General features: G+C 54.1%; 23 protein-coding genes. 21 read left to right on the top strand and 2 right to left on the bottom strand.

Annotated elements, in window-relative coordinates; translation table 11 throughout:
• Positions 1 to 29 precede the first annotated feature (29 nt).
• From yceD to ptsG, 14 genes are all read left to right on the top strand, one after another.
• Entirely contained in the window at positions 30 to 551 is a 522-nt protein-coding gene (gene yceD, locus RT340_RS02005) for a 23S rRNA accumulation protein YceD (RefSeq protein ID WP_034830691.1), read from the top strand.
• A 14-nt stretch (positions 552 to 565) separates the two neighbouring features.
• On the top strand, positions 566 to 736 hold the full coding sequence (gene rpmF, locus RT340_RS02000) for a 50S ribosomal protein L32 (protein ID WP_007885783.1): 171 nt from the start codon (positions 566 to 568) through the stop codon (positions 734 to 736).
• A gap of 27 nt (positions 737 to 763) precedes the next feature.
• The gene (gene plsX / locus RT340_RS01995) at positions 764 to 1804 is read left to right on the top strand and encodes a phosphate acyltransferase PlsX (protein WP_034830692.1); all 1041 of its coding nucleotides are present in this window, start codon (positions 764 to 766) and stop codon (positions 1802 to 1804) included.
• Positions 1805 to 2758 carry a beta-ketoacyl-ACP synthase III gene (locus RT340_RS01990; RefSeq protein ID WP_034830694.1) on the top strand — a complete coding sequence of 318 codons (954 nt, stop codon included), beginning with the start codon at positions 1805 to 1807 and terminating at the stop codon, positions 2756 to 2758.
• Between the two features lie 16 nt (positions 2759 to 2774).
• Entirely contained in the window at positions 2775 to 3707 is a 933-nt protein-coding gene (gene fabD, locus RT340_RS01985; protein WP_160832491.1) for an ACP S-malonyltransferase, read from the top strand.
• A 10-nt stretch (positions 3708 to 3717) separates the two neighbouring features.
• Entirely contained in the window at positions 3718 to 4452 is a 735-nt protein-coding gene (gene fabG / locus RT340_RS01980) for a 3-oxoacyl-ACP reductase FabG (RefSeq protein WP_034830697.1), read from the top strand.
• 153 nt (positions 4453 to 4605) lie between these two features.
• The gene (gene acpP, locus RT340_RS01975; protein WP_277269761.1) at positions 4606 to 4842 is read left to right on the top strand and encodes an acyl carrier protein; all 237 of its coding nucleotides are present in this window, start codon (positions 4606 to 4608) and stop codon (positions 4840 to 4842) included.
• 86 nt (positions 4843 to 4928) lie between these two features.
• The gene (gene fabF, locus RT340_RS01970; protein ID WP_211727783.1) at positions 4929 to 6170 is read left to right on the top strand and encodes a beta-ketoacyl-ACP synthase II; all 1242 of its coding nucleotides are present in this window, start codon (positions 4929 to 4931) and stop codon (positions 6168 to 6170) included.
• 123 nt (positions 6171 to 6293) lie between these two features.
• Positions 6294 to 7106, top strand: a complete 813-nt coding sequence (gene pabC, locus RT340_RS01965; protein ID WP_097119618.1) for an aminodeoxychorismate lyase — start codon at positions 6294 to 6296, stop codon at positions 7104 to 7106.
• Positions 7103 to 8122 (top strand): endolytic transglycosylase MltG, encoded by a 1020-nt coding sequence (gene mltG / locus RT340_RS01960; protein WP_097119619.1) that lies wholly within the window; start codon positions 7103 to 7105, stop codon positions 8120 to 8122. Before pabC ends, mltG begins: the two co-directional genes overlap by 4 nt.
• A complete protein-coding gene (gene tmk, locus RT340_RS01955) occupies positions 8112 to 8747 on the top strand; it encodes a dTMP kinase (protein WP_097119620.1) in 636 nt (211 codons plus the stop codon). Before mltG ends, tmk begins: the two co-directional genes overlap by 11 nt.
• The gene (gene holB, locus RT340_RS01950; RefSeq protein WP_160868223.1) at positions 8744 to 9733 is read left to right on the top strand and encodes a DNA polymerase III subunit delta'; all 990 of its coding nucleotides are present in this window, start codon (positions 8744 to 8746) and stop codon (positions 9731 to 9733) included. Before tmk ends, holB begins: the two co-directional genes overlap by 4 nt.
• 17 nt (positions 9734 to 9750) lie before the next feature.
• Entirely contained in the window at positions 9751 to 10542 is a 792-nt protein-coding gene (locus RT340_RS01945; protein ID WP_313373760.1) for a metal-dependent hydrolase, read from the top strand.
• Between the two features lie 283 nt (positions 10543 to 10825).
• Complete coding sequence (gene ptsG, locus RT340_RS01940; RefSeq protein WP_058959578.1) at positions 10826 to 12259, top strand: PTS glucose transporter subunit IIBC; 1434 nt, start codon at positions 10826 to 10828, stop codon at positions 12257 to 12259.
• Positions 12260 to 12604: 345 nt separating this feature from the next.
• Here ptsG and RT340_RS01935 read toward each other — a convergent pair whose 3' ends face one another.
• Entirely contained in the window at positions 12605 to 13744 is a 1140-nt protein-coding gene (locus RT340_RS01935) for a glycoside hydrolase family 105 protein (RefSeq protein ID WP_313373757.1), read from the bottom strand.
• Complete coding sequence (locus RT340_RS01930) at positions 13741 to 15345, bottom strand: MFS transporter (RefSeq protein ID WP_313373755.1); 1605 nt, start codon at positions 15343 to 15345, stop codon at positions 13741 to 13743. Before RT340_RS01930 ends, RT340_RS01935 begins: the two co-directional genes overlap by 4 nt.
• Positions 15346 to 15703: 358 nt before the next feature.
• Between RT340_RS01930 and hinT the strand changes: the two genes are divergently transcribed.
• The 7 genes from hinT to RT340_RS01895 all read left to right on the top strand — a co-directional run bounded on the left by hinT (position 15704) and on the right by RT340_RS01895 (position 21005).
• Entirely contained in the window at positions 15704 to 16054 is a 351-nt protein-coding gene (hinT, locus tag RT340_RS01925) for a purine nucleoside phosphoramidase (RefSeq protein WP_058959575.1), read from the top strand.
• Between the two features lie 18 nt (positions 16055 to 16072).
• Entirely contained in the window at positions 16073 to 16438 is a 366-nt protein-coding gene (locus RT340_RS01920; protein ID WP_058959574.1) for a YcfL family protein, read from the top strand.
• A 10-nt stretch (positions 16439 to 16448) separates the two neighbouring features.
• Positions 16449 to 17045 carry a penicillin-binding protein activator LpoB gene (gene lpoB, locus RT340_RS01915; protein WP_283003964.1) on the top strand — a complete coding sequence of 199 codons (597 nt, stop codon included), beginning with the start codon at positions 16449 to 16451 and terminating at the stop codon, positions 17043 to 17045.
• A complete protein-coding gene (thiK, locus tag RT340_RS01910; protein WP_370522986.1) occupies positions 17005 to 17847 on the top strand; it encodes a thiamine kinase in 843 nt (280 codons plus the stop codon). Before lpoB ends, thiK begins: the two co-directional genes overlap by 41 nt.
• Before the next feature lie 15 nt (positions 17848 to 17862).
• Entirely contained in the window at positions 17863 to 18906 is a 1044-nt protein-coding gene (gene nagZ, locus RT340_RS01905; RefSeq protein WP_097119627.1) for a beta-N-acetylhexosaminidase, read from the top strand.
• Between the two features lie 39 nt (positions 18907 to 18945).
• Positions 18946 to 19488 (top strand): alpha/beta hydrolase YcfP, encoded by a 543-nt coding sequence (gene ycfP, locus RT340_RS01900; RefSeq protein WP_034822066.1) that lies wholly within the window; start codon positions 18946 to 18948, stop codon positions 19486 to 19488.
• 212 nt (positions 19489 to 19700) lie between these two features.
• Positions 19701 to 21005 carry an NAD(P)/FAD-dependent oxidoreductase gene (locus RT340_RS01895; RefSeq protein ID WP_034822063.1) on the top strand — a complete coding sequence of 435 codons (1305 nt, stop codon included), beginning with the start codon at positions 19701 to 19703 and terminating at the stop codon, positions 21003 to 21005.
• The last annotated feature ends 76 nt before the right edge of the window (positions 21006 to 21081 follow it).

The raw sequence follows: 21081 nt of genomic DNA, 5'->3' as shown, positions 1-21081 counted from the left end.
TGACGTTACAAAGTTAATATGCGCGCCCTATGCAAAAGGTAAAATTACCCCTGACGATCGATCTGGCCCGCGCCGCGCAAAAGCGCCTTGATTACCAAGGTGTGTATGCACCTGAATTGGTGGCGCGCCTGGCCGAAACGGTCGTGAGTGTGGACAGTGATGTGGAATGCACCATGTCGTTTGCGATTGACAACCAGCGCTTAGCGGTTCTGCAAGGAACAGCTGATGTGCAGGTGACATTGTCGTGTCAACGCTGCAACCAGTCATTCCCGCATGCTGTCCACGTAAGCTATTGCTTCAGTCCTGTCTCTTCTGATGAGCAGGCCGAGGCACTGCCGGAAGCTTACGAGCCAGTTGATATCAATGATTTCGGCGAAATCGACTTGCTGGCAGTTATCGAAGATGAACTCATCCTCGCGCTGCCTGTAGTTCCGGTGCATGATTCTGAACACTGTGAAGTGTCCGACGCGGACATGGTATTTGGCAAGTTGCCTGAAGAGGCAGAAAAACCAAATCCCTTTGCCGTATTAGCCAGTTTAAAGCGTAAGTAATAGGAGTAAGGTCCATGGCCGTACAACAGAATAAACCAACCCGTTCTAAGCGTGGTATGCGTCGTTCGCACGATGCGCTGACCACCGCAGCTCTGTCAGTAGATAAAGTTTCTGGTGAAACTCATCTGCGTCACCATATCACTGCGGATGGTTACTACCGCGGTCGCAAGGTTATCACCAAGTAATTCTTTGCGGTTACGCAAGGCGATACCTTGACACGTTTGACCCTGGCAGTTGATGCCATGGGCGGGGATTTCGGTCCCTGCGTGACAGTGCCTGCATCCTTGCAGGCACTGGCCTCTCATACGAATCTGGTTCTTCTTCTGGTCGGTGATCCCGACATCATCTCGTCATTTCTTGCCAAAGCGGATTCCTCGTTACTGGGGCGTGTGCAGGTGATCCCTGCCGAATCGGTTATTGCAAGTGATGCCAAGCCTTCACAAGCCATTCGAAACAGCCGCGGCAGCTCGATGCGTGTGGCACTCGAGCTGGTGAAAGAGGGGAACGCGCAAGCCTGTATCAGTGCAGGCAATACCGGCGCGTTAATGGGTCTGGCTAAGATGTTATTGAAGCCGCTGGATGGCATTGAGCGTCCGGCGCTTATGACCGTTCTGCCGCATCAGCAGCAGGGTAAAACGGTGGTGCTGGATCTCGGCGCTAATGTGGAATCGGATAGCGATATGTTGGTGCAGTTTGCCATCATGGGCGCTGTTATGGCCGAGGAAGTGCTGGAAATCGACAGACCGCGTGTCGCGCTGCTCAACATTGGGCAGGAAGAGACCAAGGGACTGGAAACGATTCGCACAGCATCTGCGGTTCTGCGGGATACGCCGCAAATCAACTATATTGGTTATCTTGAGGGGAATGATCTCCTCACCGGCAAGACGGATGTGCTGGTCTGTGATGGCTTCGTGGGAAACGTCACGCTTAAAACCATGGAAGGCGTGGTAAGAATGTTTCTTTCTCTGCTCAAGTCGTCAGAGGATGGGAAAAAACGGGCGTGGTGGTTGAAATGGGTCGGGCGCTGGCTGCAAAAGCGTCTGGCTAAACGTTTCGGCCATCTCAACCCCGACCAGTACAATGGCGCTTGTCTGTTAGGATTGCGCGGAACAGTGATCAAAAGCCACGGTGCGGCGAATCAACGTGCGTTTGCCGTGGCGATAGAGCAGGCAGAGCAGGCGGTGCGCAGGCAAGTCCCAGAGAGGATTGCGGCGCGCCTTGACGCTGTATTAGCCAGGAGTGACAAAGCGTAGATGTTTACCAAAATTATCGGTACGGGTAGCTATTTGCCTGAGCAGGTTCGCTCCAATGCGGATCTGGAAAAAATGGTGGAGACTTCGGACGAGTGGATTGTCACGCGTACCGGTATCCGTGAGCGCCGTATTGCCGCGCCAGATGAAACGGTTGCCACTATGGGCTTCGCGGCTGCACAGCGCGCGCTGGAAATGGCAGGCGTTGCGGCCAGCGATGTTGGTCTGATTATCGTGGCGACCACCTCTTCCAGCCATGCCTTCCCAAGTTCAGCGTGCATGATTCAACAGATGCTGGAGATCAATGACTGCGCTTCTTTCGATCTGGCCGCTGCATGTGCAGGTTTCACCTATGCACTTAGCGTTGCCGATCAGTACATCAAAAACGGTGTGGTCAAACACGCGCTGGTGATCGGTGCGGACGTCTTAGCCCGCACCCTCGATCCTAACGATCGTGGCACCATCATCCTGTTTGGTGACGGCGCTGGCGCTGTGGTGCTGGGGCAAAGTGAAGAGCCCGGTATCCTGTCAACGCATCTGCATGCTGACGGTCGTTATGGCAAGCTGTTGACGCTGCCGTATCAGGATCGTGAACATCAGGATGAGCCAGCCTATCTCACGATGGCCGGTAATGAAGTCTTTAAAGTCGCTGTGACCGAGCTTGCCCATATCGTGGACGAGACGCTGCAAGCCAACAACCTTGATCGCGAAATGCTCGACTGGCTAGTGCCACATCAGGCCAACCTGCGCATTATCAGCGCAACGGCCAGAAAGCTCGGCATGGGCATGGAAAAAGTGGTGGTGACGCTGGATCGTCATGGCAACACTTCAGCGGCTTCGGTGCCAAGTGCACTGGATGAAGCGGTGCGAGATGGCCGTATCAAGCCTGGCCAACTGATTTTGCTGGAAGCCTTTGGTGGCGGTTTCACCTGGGGTTCTGCGCTGGTTCGCTTTTGATTGACAGGAACGACAGATGACACAATTTGCTTTTGTTTTCCCAGGACAGGGCTCACAGACCGTCGGCATGCTGGCCGATCTGGCTGTGGAAAACCCGCAGGTTGAAGCCACTTTCCGTGAAGCTTCTGATGCACTGGGATATGACTTATGGCAGTTGGTACAACAAGGTCCAGCTGAAGAACTGAATAAGACCTGGCAGACGCAACCTGCGTTGCTGGCGGCCTCCGTCGCGATTTATCGCGTCTGGCAGAGCAAAAATGGCCCGCAGCCTGCGCTGATGGCCGGCCATAGCCTGGGTGAATACTCTGCGCTGGTCTGTGCTGGCGTATTGAACTTTGCGGACGCAATCAAGTTAGTCGAATTACGCGGCAAACTGATGCAGGAAGCGGTTCCTGAAGGGACCGGTGCCATGCAGGCAATCATCGGGCTTGATGATGAGTCTATCCGTAAAGCGTGTGAAGAAAGCGCGCAAGGTCAGGTGGTTTCGCCGGTGAACTTCAATTCGCCAGGCCAGGTGGTTATCGCGGGTAACAAAGAAGCGGTTGAGCGTGCAGGTGCTGCCTGTAAAGCGGCCGGTGCCAAGCGTGCGTTGCCATTACCTGTGAGCGTTCCTTCGCATTGCGCGTTGATGAAGCCTGCAGCAGATAAACTGGCTGTGGCACTGGAAAGCATCACTTTCAACGCACCATCTGTGCCTGTCGTCAATAACGTTGACGTCAAGTGTGAAACCGATGCCGTGGCAATCCGCAGTGCACTGGTTCGCCAGCTGTATAGCCCGGTGCGCTGGACCGAAGCTGTTGAATTTATTGCCACCCAAGGCGTTGGCCAGTTGCTGGAAATCGGTCCAGGTAAAGTCCTGACCGGTCTGACCAAACGTATTGTGGATAGCCTGACCGCTGCAGCCGTGAACGATTCTGCTTCACTCTCTGCGGCGCTTACACAGGAATAAGAGGAAAAACATGAGCTTTGAAGGTAAAGTAGCGCTGGTGACTGGCGCAAGCCGCGGCATTGGCCGTGCAATCGCGGAAACGTTGGTTGCGCGCGGTGCGAAAGTGGTGGGAACCGCCACCAGCGAAAGCGGTGCGGAAGCAATCAGTGCTTACCTCGGCGATAACGGCAAAGGTCTGCTGTTGAACGTGACCGATGCGGCCTCTATTGAGAGCGTGCTCGAGAAAGTTCGCGCTGAATTTGGCGAAGTGGACATTTTAGTCAATAATGCAGGCATTACGCGTGATAATCTGTTGATGCGCATGAAGGACGATGAGTGGGCGGATATCCTCGATACCAACCTGACATCAGTCTTCCGTCTTTCTAAGGCGGTTATGCGTGCCATGATGAAAAAACGCGTGGGCCGTATCATTACCATCGGTTCTGTAGTTGGAACCATGGGTAACGCGGGTCAAACAAACTATGCGGCAGCAAAAGCAGGTTTGATTGGCTTTAGCAAATCACTGGCGCGAGAAGTCGCGTCACGTGGCATTACCGTAAACGTCGTGGCTCCGGGCTTTATTGAAACGGACATGACGCGTGCACTGAACGAAGATCAGCGCTCGGGCATTTTGGCAGAAGTGCCGGCAGGTCGTTTAGGCGACCCGCAGGAGATTGCCAATGCTGTTGCATTCTTAGCCTCTGACGAAGCCTCTTACATCACGGGTGAGACGCTCCACGTCAATGGCGGCATGTACATGGTCTGATAATCACGAAAACATTTGCATTATCTGCGGTAAACACCGCAGAATAGCGCAAAATCGTGGTTCGACCAGCCGGGATTTTGTTGCATCTTTTTCAACATTTTATACACTACGAAAACCATCGCGAAAGCGAGTTTTGATAGGAAATTTAAGAGTATGAGCACTATCGAAGAACGCGTTAAGAAAATTATCGGCGAACAGCTGGGCGTTAAGCAGGAAGAAGTTGTGAACTCCGCTTCCTTCGTTGAAGACCTGGGCGCAGATTCTCTTGACACCGTTGAGCTGGTAATGGCTCTGGAAGAAGAGTTTGATACTGAAATTCCAGACGAAGAAGCTGAGAAAATCACTACCGTTCAGGCAGCGATCGATTACATCAATAGCCACCAAGGCTAATGAATATCTTCAGGCGGTCACCTCGACCGCCTGAGTTTTATGTTTGCCCCACATAGCGTTATTTTTTCCCTCCCTGGAGGACGTACGTGTCTAAGCGTCGTGTAGTTGTGACTGGTCTTGGCATGTTGTCTCCTGTCGGCAATACCGTAGAGTCTACCTGGAGTGCTCTCCTTGCCGGTCAGAGCGGCATCAGCCTGATCGACCATTTTGATACTAGTGCCTACGCAACACGCTTTGCGGGCTTAGTAAGAGATTTTAATTGCGATGAATTCATCTCGCGCAAAGATCAGCGCAAGATGGATGACTTCATCCAATACGGCATTGTGGCTGGTATTCAGGCTATGGCGGACTCCGGTCTGGTCGTGACTGATGAGAATGCCGGTCGCATCGGCGCAGCTATCGGTTCCGGCATCGGCGGACTGGGTTTAATTGAAGACAACCACAGTTCACTGGTTAACGGCGGTCCGCGCAAAATCAGCCCGTTCTTTGTTCCTTCTACCATTGTTAACATGGTGGCAGGTCACCTGACCATCATGTACGGTCTGAAAGGTCCAAGCATTTCTATTGCAACCGCTTGTACTTCAGGCGTGCATAACATTGGTCATGCTGCGCGTATCATTGCGTACAACGACGCCGATGTCATGCTGGCCGGTGGTGCTGAAAAAGCCAGTACCCCGCTGGGTGTGGGTGGCTTTGGTGCTGCACGTGCGCTCTCAACCAATAACGATAATCCGCAGGCGGCAAGCCGTCCGTGGGATAAAGACCGTGATGGTTTCGTATTGGGCGATGGTTCAGGCATTGTGGTGCTGGAAGAGTACGAGCATGCGAAAAAGCGCGGTGCGAAAATTTATGCTGAAATCGTCGGTTTCGGCATGAGCAGCGATGCTTACCACATGACGTCCCCGCCGGAGGATGGTTCAGGTGCTGCAGCAGCGATGGTGAATGCATTGCGTGACGCGCAGCTGAATGCTGAACAGATTGGCTACGTCAACGCGCATGGCACCTCAACGCCAGCGGGTGACAAAGCTGAAGCTCAGGCGGTCAAGTCTGTATTTGGTGCAGCGGCTCACAGCGTGATGGTGAGTTCTACCAAATCCATGACTGGGCACCTGTTGGGTGCAGCAGGCGCGGTAGAAGCGATTTATTCGATTCTGGCGCTGCGCGACCAGGCAGTTCCGCCAACCATCAACCTGGATAACCCAGATGAAGGTTGTGACCTCGACTTCGTGCCGCATACAGCACGTCAGGTGAGCGGACTGGAGTACACGCTGTGTAACTCCTTCGGATTTGGCGGCACCAACGGCTCGCTGATCTTCCGCAAGGTCTAAGTTTTACCCAGCCAAACAGAGGCCCGCAATGCGGGCCTTTTTTTATATTTTGTCACGCAGTGGCGTGGATTCTTACCGCTGTCAGTGGTATTCAGACTGGCAGGGTAGCCAAAGGTGAGCGGTATGTGGATAAACGGCGTAGAGCAGTTCGAACTTTCTGCGCGCGATCGCGCGGTGCAGTTTGGTGATGGCTGTTTTACCACTGCTGCGGTAGTGGCAGGCAAGATACAACTGCTGAATGCTCATTTGCAGCGATTGCAGGAAGGCTGTGAGCGTTTATTCATTCCCTTACCGGATATGGCGCAGCTGGCCGAGGAGATGCAGCATGCCGCCAATGGTCAAACCCAGTCCGTTTTAAAAGTGATTCTGACGCCAGGCGTCGGTGGACGGGGATATAGCCGAACCGGTTGCACAACCCCGACGCGCATCCTCTCCCTTTCTCCGTGGCCGCAACACTACACCACTTTGCAGCAGCAGGGCGCAGCGCTCATAACCAGCCCAGTGAGACTGGCGCGCAATCCACTGCTCGCCGGTCTCAAACATCTTAACCGACTGGAACAGGTGCTGATCCGTCAGCAGCTTGACTACACCGATGCTGATGAGGCGCTGGTGCTTGACACTGCAGGGACGGTGGTGGAATGCTGTGCGGCCAATTTATTCTGGCGCAAAGGTGATCAGGTTTTCACGCCGCGTCTTGAGCAAGCGGGTGTCGATGGCATTATGCGCCGTTATCTGATGGCGCAGATAGCGTCGGAAGGCCAGGCTTGTCAGTTGATTGAAGGAAGCAGGGAGGATGTGCTGAACGCCGATGAAGTGGTGATCTGCAATGCCCTGATGCCGGTTTTACCTGTGCGGAAAATTGACGATGTTTCGTTCACCGCACGCACGCTGTACCAGCAGCTGTATAACAGTTGCCAGAAGATGGAAGCATCATGACCCGAATGAAAAAAATACTCGCCAGCGCTGTGGCGATTGCCGGCCTCGCGGCGGCATTGAGTTATTGGCAGATTGAACGTTTTGCCGATACCCCTTTGACCATTAATCAGGAAACGATCTACACATTGCCCGCGGGTAGTGGTCGGGTCGTGCTGGAAGCGCAACTGGAAAGCCAACACATCATTCCGGAAAGTATCTGGTTTGGGCCGCTTTTGAAACTTGAGCCTGAACTCGCGAAGTTCAAAGCCGGCACCTACCGACTGGAAAGCAATATGACGGTAAGACAGCTGTTGCAGTTGCTGGCCAGCGGTAAAGAAGCGCAATTTCCGGTACGGTTTGTCGAGGGCTCGCGCCTGAAGGAGTGGTTGGCCGAACTGCGTCAAGCGCCCTATATCAAACATACGCTAACTGACGATCAGTTTGCGACTGTCGCCGCTGCGCTGAAAATGGATGCAAATCAGCTTGAGGGCGCTTTCTATCCCGACACCTATTTGTATACAGCTAACACCAGTGATATATCGCTGCTGGAGCGGGCACACACGCGCATGAATAAACTGGTGGATGAGATCTGGCAGGGGCGGATGGACAATCTGCCTTATAAAAATGAGCAAGATCTGGTCACCATGGCCTCGATTATCGAAAAAGAGACCGGCGTGACGGAAGAGCGCGCGCGCGTTGCCTCGGTATTTATTAATCGCTTGCGCACCGGCATGAAGCTGCAAACCGACCCTACCGTGATTTACGGTATGGGTGATAACTACACCGGTACGATTACGCGTAAAGACCTCGAAACGCCGACCGATTACAATACCTACACGATTAGCGGTTTGCCGCCTGGTCCTATCGCGATGCCAGGCCGAGCCTCGCTGGAAGCGGCGGCGCATCCAGAAAAAACCAACTATCTCTATTTTGTCGCGGATGGCAAAGGCGGACATACCTTTACCACCAATCTCGCCAGCCATAATAAAGCGGTGCAGGTCTATCGGCTGGCTATGAAGGAAAAAAATGAAAAGTAAGTTTATCGTCATTGAAGGCCTTGAAGGCGCGGGCAAAACAACTGCGCGTGATGCCATTGTGGCGGTGCTGCATGAGCAGGGTATCGACGATGTGGTGTTCACCCGTGAGCCCGGCGGCACGCCGCTGGCAGAACAATTACGCGTGCTGGTGAAGCAGGGAATTGATGGCGAACAGGTGACTGACAAAGCCGAACTGCTGATGCTGTATGCCGCCCGTGTTCAATTGGTCGAGAACGTGATTAAGCCTGCGTTAGCGCGTGGCGCCTGGGTGGTTGGTGACCGTCACGACCTCTCATCCCAGGCTTACCAGGGCGGTGGCCGTGGCCTGGATACGCAGTTGATGGCCACCCTGCGCGATGCGGTATTGGGCGACTTCCGTCCGGACTTGACCCTCTACCTGGATGTGACACCGGAAATTGGCCTGCAACGCGCGCGTGCTCGCGGGGAACTCGATCGTATTGAGCAAGAATCACTGCGTTTCTTTGAACGCACACGTGACCGTTATCTGGCGTTGGCTGCCAGCGATGACACCATTTTAACCATTGATGCCACACAAAATATTGCAGAAGTGACATCGTCACTTAAATCAGCGCTACAAAAATGGCTGGCAGGTCAGGCGGCATGAACTGGTATCCGTGGCTGAATCAGCCCTATCGGCAGATTATCAGCCGTCATCAAAGCGGTCAGGCACACCATGCCTTGCTGATACAGGCCATTAATGGCATGGGTGACGATGCGTTAGTGTGGGGTGTTAGCCGCTGGTTAATGTGCCAACATCCGGAAGGCTTGAAGAGCTGCGGCCATTGCCACGGCTGCCAGCTGATGCAGGCGCAGACGCATCCTGACTGGTATCGTCTGGAAGCAGAAAAAGGCAAATCTTCACTGGGTATTGATGCGGTACGTGACGTCACCGAGAAGCTCTACCATTTTGCTCAGCAGGGCGGAGCAAAGATTGTCTGGTTGCCGGATGCGGCGCAGCTCACTGAAGCCGCCGCCAATGCGTTGTTGAAAACGCTGGAAGAGCCTCCTGCCAACTGCTGGTTTTTCCTCAGCGTCCGTGAGCCATCACGTTTGCTGGCAACCTTGCGCAGCCGCTGCATGACATGGCATCTTTCCCCACCAGAAGAGTTGCCCAGTTTGCAATGGCTGCAGAAACAGTTGCCGCAATCCGAGCCAGTACTGCGAGCCGCTCTGCGCTTGAGCAATGGCGCACCTGCTGCGGCGTTGACCCTGCTGCAGCCTGAGCGTTGGCAGGCACGTGAGAAGCTGTGTGAAACCTTGCTCAGCGCGTTGAACCGCGATGTACTGCAACTGCTGCCCGCGCTGAACAGCGACGATGTGGCAGAGCGCCTCAGCTGGCTGATTTCATTACTGGTGGATGCCATGAAAGTGCAGCAGGGTGCCAGCAACTGGTTAAGCAACGGCGACCATCCTGAGGTCGTATCGCAACTGGCTCAGCAGCTTAACAGCAGTGCGCTCAACGCCAGCGCCCAGCAGTGGATGCAGTGTCGTGAGCAACTGTTGCATGTCGCCGCCCTGAACCGTGAACTGATTTTGACCGATCGCCTGTTAGCCTGGGGACGCTTAATGTCGCCCATGGCGGTCGGCTAAGCGTAAAAGAGAGAAGTATGTTTATTGTTGATTCGCACTGCCATCTTGATGGCCTGGATTATGAGAAGCAGCATCGCGATCTGGACGATGTGATCGCCAAAGCCGCCGCGCGTGACGTGAAGTTTATGCTGGCGATTGCCACCACGCTGCCGGATTACTACAAGATCAAGAAATTGGTCGGCGACAGGGAAAACATCGCCCTGGCGTGCGGCGTGCATCCGTTAAATCAGGAAGCACCGTACGATGTCGAAGAGTTTCGTCGACTGGCAGCTGAAGAGCAGGTGATAGCACTGGGCGAAACCGGGCTGGATTATTTCTATCAGCAGGAGACCAAAGCGCAGCAGCAAGCCTCGTTCCGTGAACACATCCGTACCGGCATCGTGCTGAATAAGCCGATCATCGTACATACCCGTGATGCACGTGAAGACACGCTGGCAATCCTGCGTGAAGAGCAGGTGGAAAAATGTGGTGGCGTGTTGCACTGCTTTACTGAAGATAAAGAGACTGCGGCGCAGTTGCTGGATATGGGCTTTTATATCTCCTTCTCCGGCATTTTGACCTTCCGCAATGCTGAGCAGATTCGTGATGCCGCGCGTTATGTGCCGCTGGATCGCATGCTGGTCGAGACTGACTCGCCGTATCTGGCGCCGGTTCCGCATCGTGGCAAAGAAAATCAGCCAGCTTTTACGCGCGATGTCGCGGATTATATGGCTGTGCTGAAGGGTGTGGATATCGAAACCCTGGCTGCAGCGACCACAGAAAACTTCTCGCGTCTGTTCCATGTCCCAATGAGCCGACTCGGCGGCTAATCCGCTTTATTTTAAACTCCGTATTAATTCTATAATCACTGACCTGTGCGGCATATAACGCGGCACGGGCAGTGATTTATTGCTGTTTCTCCAGGCAATTCAGTCAAAAACAACAGAAAGCAAGCGTTCGTCTTGAGCGAAACGTGATAGCCGTCAAAGTAACAAATATCGATTTATTTTACCCTTCGTAATAAATCAAAAGACGCTCAGCGTCACCCCGGTGAAGGATCCTCCCCCTTTGCCAGCGCACTGCGCAAATATGCACTCATACTCAGGAGCTTTTATGTTCAAGAACGCATTTGCGAACCTGCAAAAAGTAGGTAAATCGCTAATGTTGCCGGTATCGGTTTTGCCGATTGCCGGTATTTTATTAGGTGTTGGTTCGGCTAACTTCAGCTGGTTGCCTGCTGTCGTTTCACATGTCATGGCGGAGGCGGGCGGTTCCGTGTTCGCCAACATGCCGCTGATCTTTGCGATTGGCGTGGCGCTCGGTTTTACCAATAACGATGGCGTATCGGCGCTGGCTTCCGTGGTGGCTTACGGCATCATGGTGAAAACCATGGCGGTGGTTGCACCACTGGTGTTGCACTTGCCGCCAGCGGAAATTGAGGCCAAACACCTTGCCGATACCGGGGTGCTGGGCGGGATCATTGCCGGCTCCATCGCCGCGTATATGTTCAACCGTTTCTACCGTATCAAGCTGCCTGAATATCTTGGCTTCTTTGCGGGTAAACGTTTTGTGCCGATCATTTCCGGTCTGACCGCGATTTTCACTGGTATCGTGTTGTCCTTTATCTGGCCACCGATTGGCACCGCGATTCAGGATTTCTCACAATGGGCGGCTTATCAGAACCCGGTGGTGGCGTTCGGCATTTACGGTGTCGTTGAGCGTTCGCTGGTGCCGTTTGGTCTGCACCATATCTGGAACGTGCCTTTCCAGATGCAGATTGGTGAGTTCACCAACGCCGCAGGTCAGGTGTTCCACGGTGATATCCCACGCTATATGGCGGGCGATCCAACCGCAGGTAAACTCTCTGGCGGCTTCCTGTTCAAAATGTACGGTCTGCCTGCGGCTGCGATTGCTATCTGGCACTCGGCTAAGCCGGAAAACCGCGCCAAAGTGGGCGGCATTATGATCTCCGCCGCGCTGACCTCGTTCCTGACCGGTATCACCGAACCGATTGAATTTTCGTTTATGTTCGTGGCGCCGATTCTGTATGTGATCCATGCGATTCTGGCGGGTCTGGCGTTCCCAATCTGTATTCTGCTGGGCATGCGTGATGGCACCAGCTTCTCACACGGTCTGATTGACTTTGTGGTGCTGAGCGGTAACAGCAGCAAGATCTGGTTGTTCCCAATTGTCGGTATCATTTACGGCCTGATTTATTACACCGTTTTCCGTGTGCTGATTGTGAAATTGAATCTGAAAACACCTGGACGTGAGGACACTGCAATGGAGCAGAGCAGCGCTACCGGTAGCGAGATGGCAGGCAAACTGGTGACTGCATTTGGTGGTAAAGAGAACATTACCAATCTTGATGCCTGTATTACGCGTCTGCGTGTGAGTGTCGCAGATGTGGCAAAAGTGAATCAAACTGAACTGAAAAACCTCGGCGCGCGTGGCGTGGTGGTGGCCGGTTCCGGTGTTCAGGCGATTTTCGGGACCAAGTCCGATAACCTGAAAACTGAGATGGATGATTATATTCGTAATATGTAAAGGATTGGGCTCGGCCTGAGGTCAAGGTCAAGGCAAAGGCCGAGCCTGTGCGATGAAGCGGCGGCAGATCGTAAAGACGCCATAAACCATCCCTGGGGCTCGGCCCGCGACATCCCTGTCGCGGGACGCTTTACTCCTCTGCCGCCGCTCCCTCGCACCTCACCTTAGGTGCGGTATGGGATAAAACCCTCGTTCCTCACTGGACTTAGCAGACTCATCGCCAGAAATTAGGGTATCGGTGTTAGCGGCATTTGGTAGTCATGCTACGTTTCACGGCCTATGGTTCCTGTCACGCGTCGCTATACATGTCTGCCGTCGCTATCTCCCACTTCAATGTAAATGCGATTACAGATAAACCCGCAGATACTCCGTCAGACACAGCAGCGCCATCGCCTGACCATAGGGCATCGACGTCAGCGGTACCTGGCGGTAATACTCCAAATCGCTGCCCATTGCGGTGCCAAACGACACCTGTTTTAACTCCCCGTCTTCATCAATATTGGCGATCACGCCACGCAAGGCTTTTTCCGCCATCGGGCGATACTCGTCAGATAAATAGCGTTTACGCACCGCTTTGAGGATTCCATAAGCGAATCCCGCCGTGGCAGACGCTTCCGGATAGCTTTGTGGATCGTCGAGTAGGGTATGCCAGAGACCGCTGCTGTACTGACAAGCGGCTAATGCCTTGACCTGACTGGCCAATACCTGCTGAAGGAAACGACGCGTGGCATGTTGTTCCGGCCAGTTCATCATTTCGAGGAAATCCGGGATCACGATGGTCAGCCAACTGTTGCCTCGTGCCCAGCGGGCATTAGCAAAATTGTGTCGGCCATCGAAGGTCCAGCCGTGGAACCACAAACCGGTTTGACGATCCATCAGGTATTGAGTGTGGATCAGGAATTGATAGCTGGCTTCTTCAACAAACTCCGGGCGATCGAGTAACTGGCCAATCTTCGCCAGCGCCATCACGCTCATCATTAAGGTGTCGTCCCACAGCTGCTGGGTATTTTCGTTATTGTAAACGATGTGCTGTAGACCGCCTTGCTTAGTGCGCGGCATTTCATACATCACCCACTCAGCCCAGCGTTCCAGCACCGGCCGCCATGCTGCATGACCGGTCTCTTCATAACGATAAGCCAGCGTCAGGAACGGGCATACCGTGTTCACGTTCTTTGTCGGTGTGCCTTCTGCTAAGCGCGCGCTAAACCAGTCATCGATAATCTTCAGGGTTGCCTGATCGCCCGTCTGCTGGGTGTAATGCAGCATGCCATACAGCCCGATGCCGTGCGTCCATTCCCAGCCAGCCCAACCTTTAGTGTCAATGACGCGGCCATCATCCAGCCGCAGCAAAAACTCGCCGCTGTGATCGGTGATATTGACCAGATTGTCAGTGAGTTTGTGGATGAGTTGCACTAATTCACTGCGTGGCAACAGGTATTCAGGCTGGCACAACAAGGCGCTGTGTTTTACAGGAAATACAGTCATGGTTCATTCCTATCGTTAATCAGGGTAGGGAGAGAGTGAAGCGTGCCGCGATGCGTGGATAGCGCGAGCGCTGCGGGCTTGTTACGGTTGAGGTAACCGACGTTGTTGTTGCCCCATAAGTTTTCATACGGCATACCCGCCAGGGTTTCGACGATGGTGCGCGCCTGCGGTGTTATACGTTCCGGGACCACACGGCCCGCTTCACGCATCTTCAGCGTCTCTTCGCGCAAAACAGTGTGGGTATGCAGATTCAGTTTGAAGCGCAGCGACACAATAAAGCCGCAGATCAGCACCCCAACGGTGCCGACGCTGAGGATCAGCAGAATGGTATGGCCCACCGCAGGAATCTGTTCAGTTTTACCGGAGGTGAAACCCGCCAGCTGCAACATGATGCCAACGATCATCACGGCACCGGCCTGCGAGGCTTTACGCGTCAATGTCATGATCCCGGCGAATATGCCTTCACGTCGCTGTCCGGTGATCACTTCATCGACATCGGCAATATAGGTGTAGGTATTCCATGGCACGTAGTTGATGCCGCCACGTCCTAAACCGGCGAAGGCCGAGATCAGCACTAACAGCGCGAAGTTATCGTTCATCCCGCTGTACCACAGTCCAGCGTAGGAGAGGGCGCTGAGGCCAAACAGCATCACCACCAGACGATAGGCTGGGGCCGGTCCGAGGCGTATACACAGCGGGATCATTGCCATCACCGCTATAAATTGCAGCACCGCCATCGTTCCCATCAGGCTGGAAGCGATTTGCGCGCTCTGCATCAGTACAAACACCACGTACCAGGTAAATACCGCATTAAAGACGTCCTGAGCGATGTAACCGCCCAGATACATGCCAAGATGCTGGCGAAAGATACGGATGCGCAGCGTGGAGGCGAGCTCGATATACAGTCGTTTCAGGCTTTGGAACAGCGAGAGTTGCGCCTTTTCTTCTTCAGCCCGACGTGACTCGGCGGAAAAATCCTCCGGTGCGCGTTCCCAGGTGAAGCGCCACACCAGGAATAGCACCAGCGCACAGATGACCGAGAACACCAGGCTGGCATAAAAGAAGGAGATGGGATTCTCTTTGCCAAACCAGCCAATCAGGATGCCTGGCAGGAAGGCGGCCAGAATCGATGACAGTTGTGCCAGCGCGATACGTGCGCCGGAGAAGCGGGTCTTTTGTTTAAAGTCGTCGGTCATCTCCGGCACCAGCGTTTCGTACGGCACCAGAATCATGGTGTAGACCATATCGAACAGCAGATAGGTCAGCAGATACCACCAGAAACTCATGTCGCCGATCCACATCAGGCTATAGCTGAAAACACACGGAATACCGAGCAGGATAAAGAACTTGCGGCGACCGAAGCACTTGCCAAGCCAGGTGGATCCGAAGTTATCGGTGAGAAAACCCATCAGCGGGCTGACGACCGCATCCAGCACGCGGGCTGCAGCAAAAATAAAGGTGGCTTCAATCGGCGAAAGCCCACAGAAGGTAGTGTAGAAATAGAGCAACCAGGCGGCGGTAAGCGCCGTGGTGCCGGCGCCGAGGAAATCCCCGGAACCGTAAGCCAGATAATGGCCCAGACCAATCTTACGAGACTGCATGGCAGCTTCTCCTTGAAATCGACGGATGACACATCCCTCATTGCTCCGTACTGCTTGCCCGGATTGGATAGAAAGTAGAGCGCCGCGCAACGGCAAACCTTCGTGATTTGGCAAGGGTTGTCGGTTGAGTGGCAAAAACACAAAGAAACTGGCGTGATATCTCTAATTTATAAAACGGCGTTTCATTTTGGTGATCTGCGATGGCGTAAATTTGAGAGGGAGAGCACAGCAATGCTGTCTGGGGGATGAAATGGCGTAAAGGCAGCCATTTAACAGAAGAAAAGTGGTACTGAGGTTGAAAGCAAACGAATTCCTCGCGCATACTGCCTGACTGAACTCAGGCTTAAGGAAATGCACCATGGCTGAAGAAACCATTTTCAGTAAAATCATTCGTCGCGAAATCCCCGCCGACGTGGTTTATCAGGACGAACTGGTCACCGCCTTCCGCGACATCGCGCCTAAAGCGCCAACGCACATTCTGATTATCCCTAATGTATTGATCCCCACCGCCAATGACGTGCAGGAAGCACACGAGCATGCGTTGGGCCGTATGATTACCGTGGCGGCGAAAATCGCGAAACAGGAAGGGATTGCCGAGGATGGCTATCGTCTGATCATGAACTGTAATCAGCATGGTGGTCAGGAGGTTTATCATATTCATATGCACCTGGTCGGCGGTCAGCCGCTGGGTCCGATGCTGTCAATCTAACCTCAGGCGGACCTTGTGATGCGTCAATGGCTGAGTGGCCTGCTGTTGCTGACCCTTGTCGGGTGCAGCAGTGACAAACCGATGATCAACACCTCGCAATCGCTGGTAATGGAATCTTCCGTGCTTTCTGCGGGCATCATTACCGACGAACCCACGCTGGCCAGCCGTGATGGGCAGATGCGCGCCTCAAGTGTGCTCTATAATCAGCGGGAAACGCCGGTGACCGTTCACTATCGTTTTTATTGGTACGACGAGAAGGGGCTGGAGATAACACCGGAAGAGCCGGCTCAAACTCAAATCGTCCCGGCGCATGGCAGCACAGAAGTTGTCTCGCAAATCGGTAACCTGACCGCCAGTAAGGTGCGTCTCTATCTTTATCTCTGAGGAGTAACCTGTGATTCGCAGTGTAAAACGTTCCAGCGCGCTGTTATTTGCGTTGATGCTCACCGGTTGTGTGGTGAAACAGCAAACCCCAGCGCCGGTTGAACCGACCCAGCCGACGACGCCAACCCAACCGGAGCAGCCACCTGTGCAGCCGGTACCGCCGCCGGAAACGGTGCCGCAGCCGCCAAAACTGAAAACCATTAACTGGAATGCCAGCGTGCAGCCGTTAGTGGGGAATATGGTGCAGTCTGCTGGTGTGAATCCAGGCAGCGTGCTGCTGGTGGATCGCATCAAGAACAGCACCAACGGAGCGTTGCAGAGTGATAAAGCCACCGACGCCATCCAGAATGCGCTGGCAAACAACGGCAAATTCACGCTAGTGACGCCAGAACAGCTGGCACAGGCAAAACAGACGCTGGGCTTATCCGCCGATGACAGCCTCAATTCGCGCAGCAAAGCCATTGGCCTGGCACGCAATGTCAACGCGCAGTATGTGCTTTACAGCAGTGCTCAGGGCGATGTGAAAGCGCCAACGCTGCAGATGCAGCTGATGCTGGTGCAGACCGGTGAAATTATCTGGTCAGGCAATGGTATTGCTCAACCCTGATCCCATACTGCAACAACGGATTCAGCAACAATGGCCGACGGCGCAAGCTGCCGGTCATTTTTTCGCGCTGCCGGGATTGAGTGGCAACAGTGTGCGGGTGAAAACCGAGCAGGGTGAGCTGCTGGCGCGTCGTGCGCCACAGCAACCGCTCCCGTTTGTTGATCGCCAACGCGAATATCGCATCTTGCGTCGAATGCGTGCTGCGCAACTCGGGCCGACGCCACTGGATTGGCATCATCCCTGGTTATTACAGAGCTGGTTGCCCGGCGAGGTGCTGACTCCTGAGCAATTCAATCAACAGCGTGATGCGGTGCTTGCCTTGCTACATCGCCTGCATCAGCAGCCGCTGACAGGCTATCGCTTGCGACTGACACCGCTGTTGCAACACTACTGGCAGCTGTGTCAGCAACGCCACTGGCGCTGGCAACATCAACTGCAGCGCCTGATCAGGCAGGGTGAACCCCGGCCGTTACGCCTCGTGCCGATTCATATGGATGTTCACGCGGGCAATGTGATTGCCACGTCAGACGGCTTACGTCTCATCGATTGGGAATATTCTGCCGATGGCGATGTGGCATTGGAACTCGCGGCGCTCTGCGCGGTCGATGGTGAACACCCAATCGACTGGATTGCGGGTTACGCGCAACGCAGCCAGCTTGACGAAGCGCGACTTAAGCGACATATGCGGCGCTGGCAGCCGTGGCTGCATCTGCTGATGGCGAGCTGGTATCAGCTGCGTGCTGAACAGAGCGGTGACCCTCATTTGCAACAGCTGGCGCAGGCCAGCTGGCAGGATCTTTAACTCAGGATTGTAACCATGACCATGAATACCCCCGGCCCATTAATGCTGGATGTTGAAAGCTACGAACTCGACGCCGAAGAGCGCGAGATTCTGAAGCATCCGCTGGTGGGCGGACTGATTCTGTTTGCCCGCAACTTTCACGATGTGGATCAGCTGGCGGAACTGGTACGTCAGATTCGCGCTGCTTCGCGTAATCGTTTAGTGGTCGCCGTGGATCAGGAAGGCGGACGGGTGCAGCGCTTCCGTGAAGGCTTTACCACACTCCCGGCGATGCAATCTTTTGCCGCTTTGCACGATATCGCCACCGCGGGTGAAGTGGCACAGCAGGCGGGCTGGCAGATGGCCGCGGAAATGATTGCCATGGATATCGACATCAGCTTTGCGCCGGTGCTGGATATCGGCCACATCAGCGCGGCGATTGGCGACCGTTCCTTCCACGAAGATCCGACGATTGCATTGCAAATTGCTCGCCGTTTTATCAACGGCATGCACGAAGCGGGCATGAAAACCACCGGCAAACATTTCCCCGGCCACGGTGCGGTGAGCGCTGACTCCCACAAAGAGACCCCGCGCGACCCGCGTGATGCCGCCACACTGCGCCAGCATGATATGGCGATCTTTAAGCAGTTGATTGATGAGCAACTGCTGGATGCCGTGATGCCGGCGCACGTTATCTATACTGAGATCGATCCATTACCTGCCAGCGGCTCACCTTATTGGCTGCAAACCGTGCTGCGTAAAGAACTCGGCTTTAACGGGGTGATTTTCTCCGACGATCTGTCGATGGAAGGAGCTGCGGTAATGGGCAGTTATGCTGAGCGCGCACAGCAGTCGCTCAATGCGGGCTGCGACATGATCCTGGTGTGCAATCAGCGTGCTGGGGCGGTAAGTGTGCTGGATAACTTGACGCCGATCCAGGCGGAGCGTGTCACGCAGTTATACCATCAGGGACGTTACACTCGAGAATCACTGCAATCCAGTGAACGCTGGAAGCAGAATCATCATCAGCTGAGCGCATTACAGGAGCGCTGGCTGGAGCATAAAGCGTCGGGCAGATAAGCGTCGCTGCCCGGATTTCATTCCACGCTGAGGATAATCATGATCATCTATCTGCACGGTTTTGATTCCAATAGTCCGGGCAACCACGAAAAAGTGCTGCAACTGCAGTTTATTGACCCGGACGTCAGACTCATCAGTTACAGCACGCAACACCCCAAACATGACATGCAGTTTCTGCTGAAAGAGTGCGATAAATTGCAGCAGCAGGGCGGTGACGCGTATCCCTTGATTTGCGGGGTGGGGCTGGGTGGTTACTGGGCCGAACGTATCGGTTTTCTCTGCGGTATGCGTCAGGTGATTTTCAATCCCAACCTATTCCCGTATGAGAACATGGAAGGCAAGATTGATCGTCCGGAAGAGTATCTGGATATCGCCACCAAGTGCGTCAGTGATTTTCGTGAAAAGAATCGCGATCGCTGCCTGACCATTTTGTCCCGCCATGACGAGGCGCTGGATAATCAGCGCACGGCCGCACAACTGCATCCTTTCTATGAAATCGTGTGGGACGAACAGGCCAGCCATAAATTCAAGAACATCTCGCCGCATTTACACCGCATTAAGGCCTTTAAATCCCTTGCCTGAGCCTCCGCGCGCCGTGTGATGCGGCGCACAAAACGTTTAACATTCTGATAATGCGCTTGAAAGATTGATGTACATCAATTTTCTTATGATATGTCGTTAGCGCCGTGATATTCTGCCCTCAGCTCGCGATTTAACGTCGCCAACCCTATGTTTATTAAGGTTTTTAGTAACCATTAATTAACTATTGGTTTACAACTTTGAGGGGGTCTTTGTTGACTACATCTATGGAAAAAATCGTCATTATTGGCGGTGGTGCCGGCGGCTTAGAGCTGGCAACGCAGCTCGGTCACAAGCTGGGCAGGAACAAGAAAGCCGAGATTATTCTCGTCGATCGCAACCACAGCCATCTGTGGAAGCCATTGTTGCATGAAGTGGCAACCGGTTCGATGGACGAAGGGATCGATGCCCTGAGCTATCTGGCGCACGCGCGTAATCACGGTTTTCAGTTCCAGCTGGGTTCGTTGACGCAAATCAACCGCGAAAACAAAACCATTGAGCTGGCGGAAATCCGTGATGCTAACGGTGAATTACTGGTACCGCAGCGCGAGATGGCTTATGACCGTCTGGTGATGGCGCTGGGCAGTACTTCCAATGACTTCGGCACTCCGGGTGTGAAAGATCACTGCATCTTCCTCGATAACCCGCATCAGGCTCGTCGTTTCCACAACGAGATGCTTAACCTGTTCCTGCGCTTCTCCGCCAGTGAAGGTAGCCTGGAAAAAGTGAACATTGCGATTGTCGGCGGCGGTGCCACCGGCGTTGAGCTGTCAGCAGAACTCTATAATGCCGTGAAGCAGCTGCACAGCTATGGCTACAAAGGCCTTGATAGCTCTGCACTGAACGTGACGCTGGTGGAAGCCGGTGAGCGTATTCTGCCAGCATTGCCACCGCGCATTTCTGCTGCGGCACACCAGGAACTGACCAAGCTCGGCGTGCGCGTCCTGACGCAAACCATGGTGACCAGCGCAACAGAAGAGGGGCTCAATACCAAAGGCGGCGAATTTATTAATGCTGACTTGATGGTGTGGGCTGCCGGTATTAAAGCGCCGGACTTTATGAAAGAGATTGGCGGGCTGGAAACCAACCGCATCAATCAGTTGGTGGTGAAAGACACGCTGCAAACCACGCTGGATGATGACATCTACGCGATTGGTGACTGCGCCTCCTGCGCACTACCGGGCGGCGGTTTTGTGCCACCGCGCGCGCAGTCTGCACACCAGATGGCGTCACGCGCGCTGGAAAATATTCTGGCGCAACGCAAAGGCAAACCGCTCAAAGCCTACGTCTATAAAGATCACGGTTCTCTGGTATCACTGTCGCGCTTCACCACCGTGGGTAGCCTGATGGGTAACCTGATGCGCGGCTCGATGATGGTAGAAGGGCGCATTGCGCGATTCGTCTACATTTCTCTATATCGCATGCACCAGATTGCGCTCCATGGATACTTCAAAACCGGCCTGATGATGCTGGTCGGTAGCCTGAACCGCGTGCTGCGTCCTCGCCTCAAGTTGCACTAATGTTTTCGGGCGGTCCTCTGCCGCCCGATGCCGCTCTGCCTGCCGTAACCCGCTGAAAAACGACAATTCAGTTTAA

This window comes from Pantoea sp. CTOTU50773 (assembly GCF_032082325.1).
GTDB lineage: Bacteria > Pseudomonadota > Gammaproteobacteria > Enterobacterales > Enterobacteriaceae > Pantoea > Pantoea communis.
The sequence above is the reverse complement of the archived record's forward strand: the minus strand, read 5'-3'. Positions and strand labels throughout refer to the sequence as shown.

Bases quoted from the DNA above. Each gene is read 5' to 3' on its own strand.
- yceD (WP_034830691.1), top strand. From the start codon at position 30: ATGCAAAAGGTAAAATTACCCCTGACGATCGATCTGGCCCGCGCCGCG.
- rpmF (WP_007885783.1), top strand. From the start codon at position 566: ATGGCCGTACAACAGAATAAACCAACCCGTTCTAAGCGTGGTATGCGT.
- RT340_RS01990 (WP_034830694.1), top strand. From the start codon at position 1,805: ATGTTTACCAAAATTATCGGTACGGGTAGCTATTTGCCTGAGCAGGTT.
- fabD (WP_160832491.1), top strand. From the start codon at position 2,775: ATGACACAATTTGCTTTTGTTTTCCCAGGACAGGGCTCACAGACCGTC.
- fabG (WP_034830697.1), top strand. From the start codon at position 3,718: ATGAGCTTTGAAGGTAAAGTAGCGCTGGTGACTGGCGCAAGCCGCGGC.
- acpP (WP_277269761.1), top strand. From the start codon at position 4,606: ATGAGCACTATCGAAGAACGCGTTAAGAAAATTATCGGCGAACAGCTG.
- pabC (WP_097119618.1), top strand. From the start codon at position 6,294: ATGTGGATAAACGGCGTAGAGCAGTTCGAACTTTCTGCGCGCGATCGC.
- mltG (WP_097119619.1), top strand. From the start codon at position 7,103: ATGACCCGAATGAAAAAAATACTCGCCAGCGCTGTGGCGATTGCCGGC.
- tmk (WP_097119620.1), top strand. From the start codon at position 8,112: ATGAAAAGTAAGTTTATCGTCATTGAAGGCCTTGAAGGCGCGGGCAAA.
- holB (WP_160868223.1), top strand. From the start codon at position 8,744: ATGAACTGGTATCCGTGGCTGAATCAGCCCTATCGGCAGATTATCAGC.
- RT340_RS01945 (WP_313373760.1), top strand. From the start codon at position 9,751: ATGTTTATTGTTGATTCGCACTGCCATCTTGATGGCCTGGATTATGAG.
- ptsG (WP_058959578.1), top strand. From the start codon at position 10,826: ATGTTCAAGAACGCATTTGCGAACCTGCAAAAAGTAGGTAAATCGCTA.
- RT340_RS01935 (WP_313373757.1), bottom strand. From the start codon at position 13,744: ATGACTGTATTTCCTGTAAAACACAGCGCCTTGTTGTGCCAGCCTGAA.
- RT340_RS01930 (WP_313373755.1), bottom strand. From the start codon at position 15,345: ATGCAGTCTCGTAAGATTGGTCTGGGCCATTATCTGGCTTACGGTTCC.
- hinT (WP_058959575.1), top strand. From the start codon at position 15,704: ATGGCTGAAGAAACCATTTTCAGTAAAATCATTCGTCGCGAAATCCCC.
- RT340_RS01920 (WP_058959574.1), top strand. From the start codon at position 16,073: ATGCGTCAATGGCTGAGTGGCCTGCTGTTGCTGACCCTTGTCGGGTGC.
- nagZ (WP_097119627.1), top strand. From the start codon at position 17,863: ATGACCATGAATACCCCCGGCCCATTAATGCTGGATGTTGAAAGCTAC.
- ycfP (WP_034822066.1), top strand. From the start codon at position 18,946: ATGATCATCTATCTGCACGGTTTTGATTCCAATAGTCCGGGCAACCAC.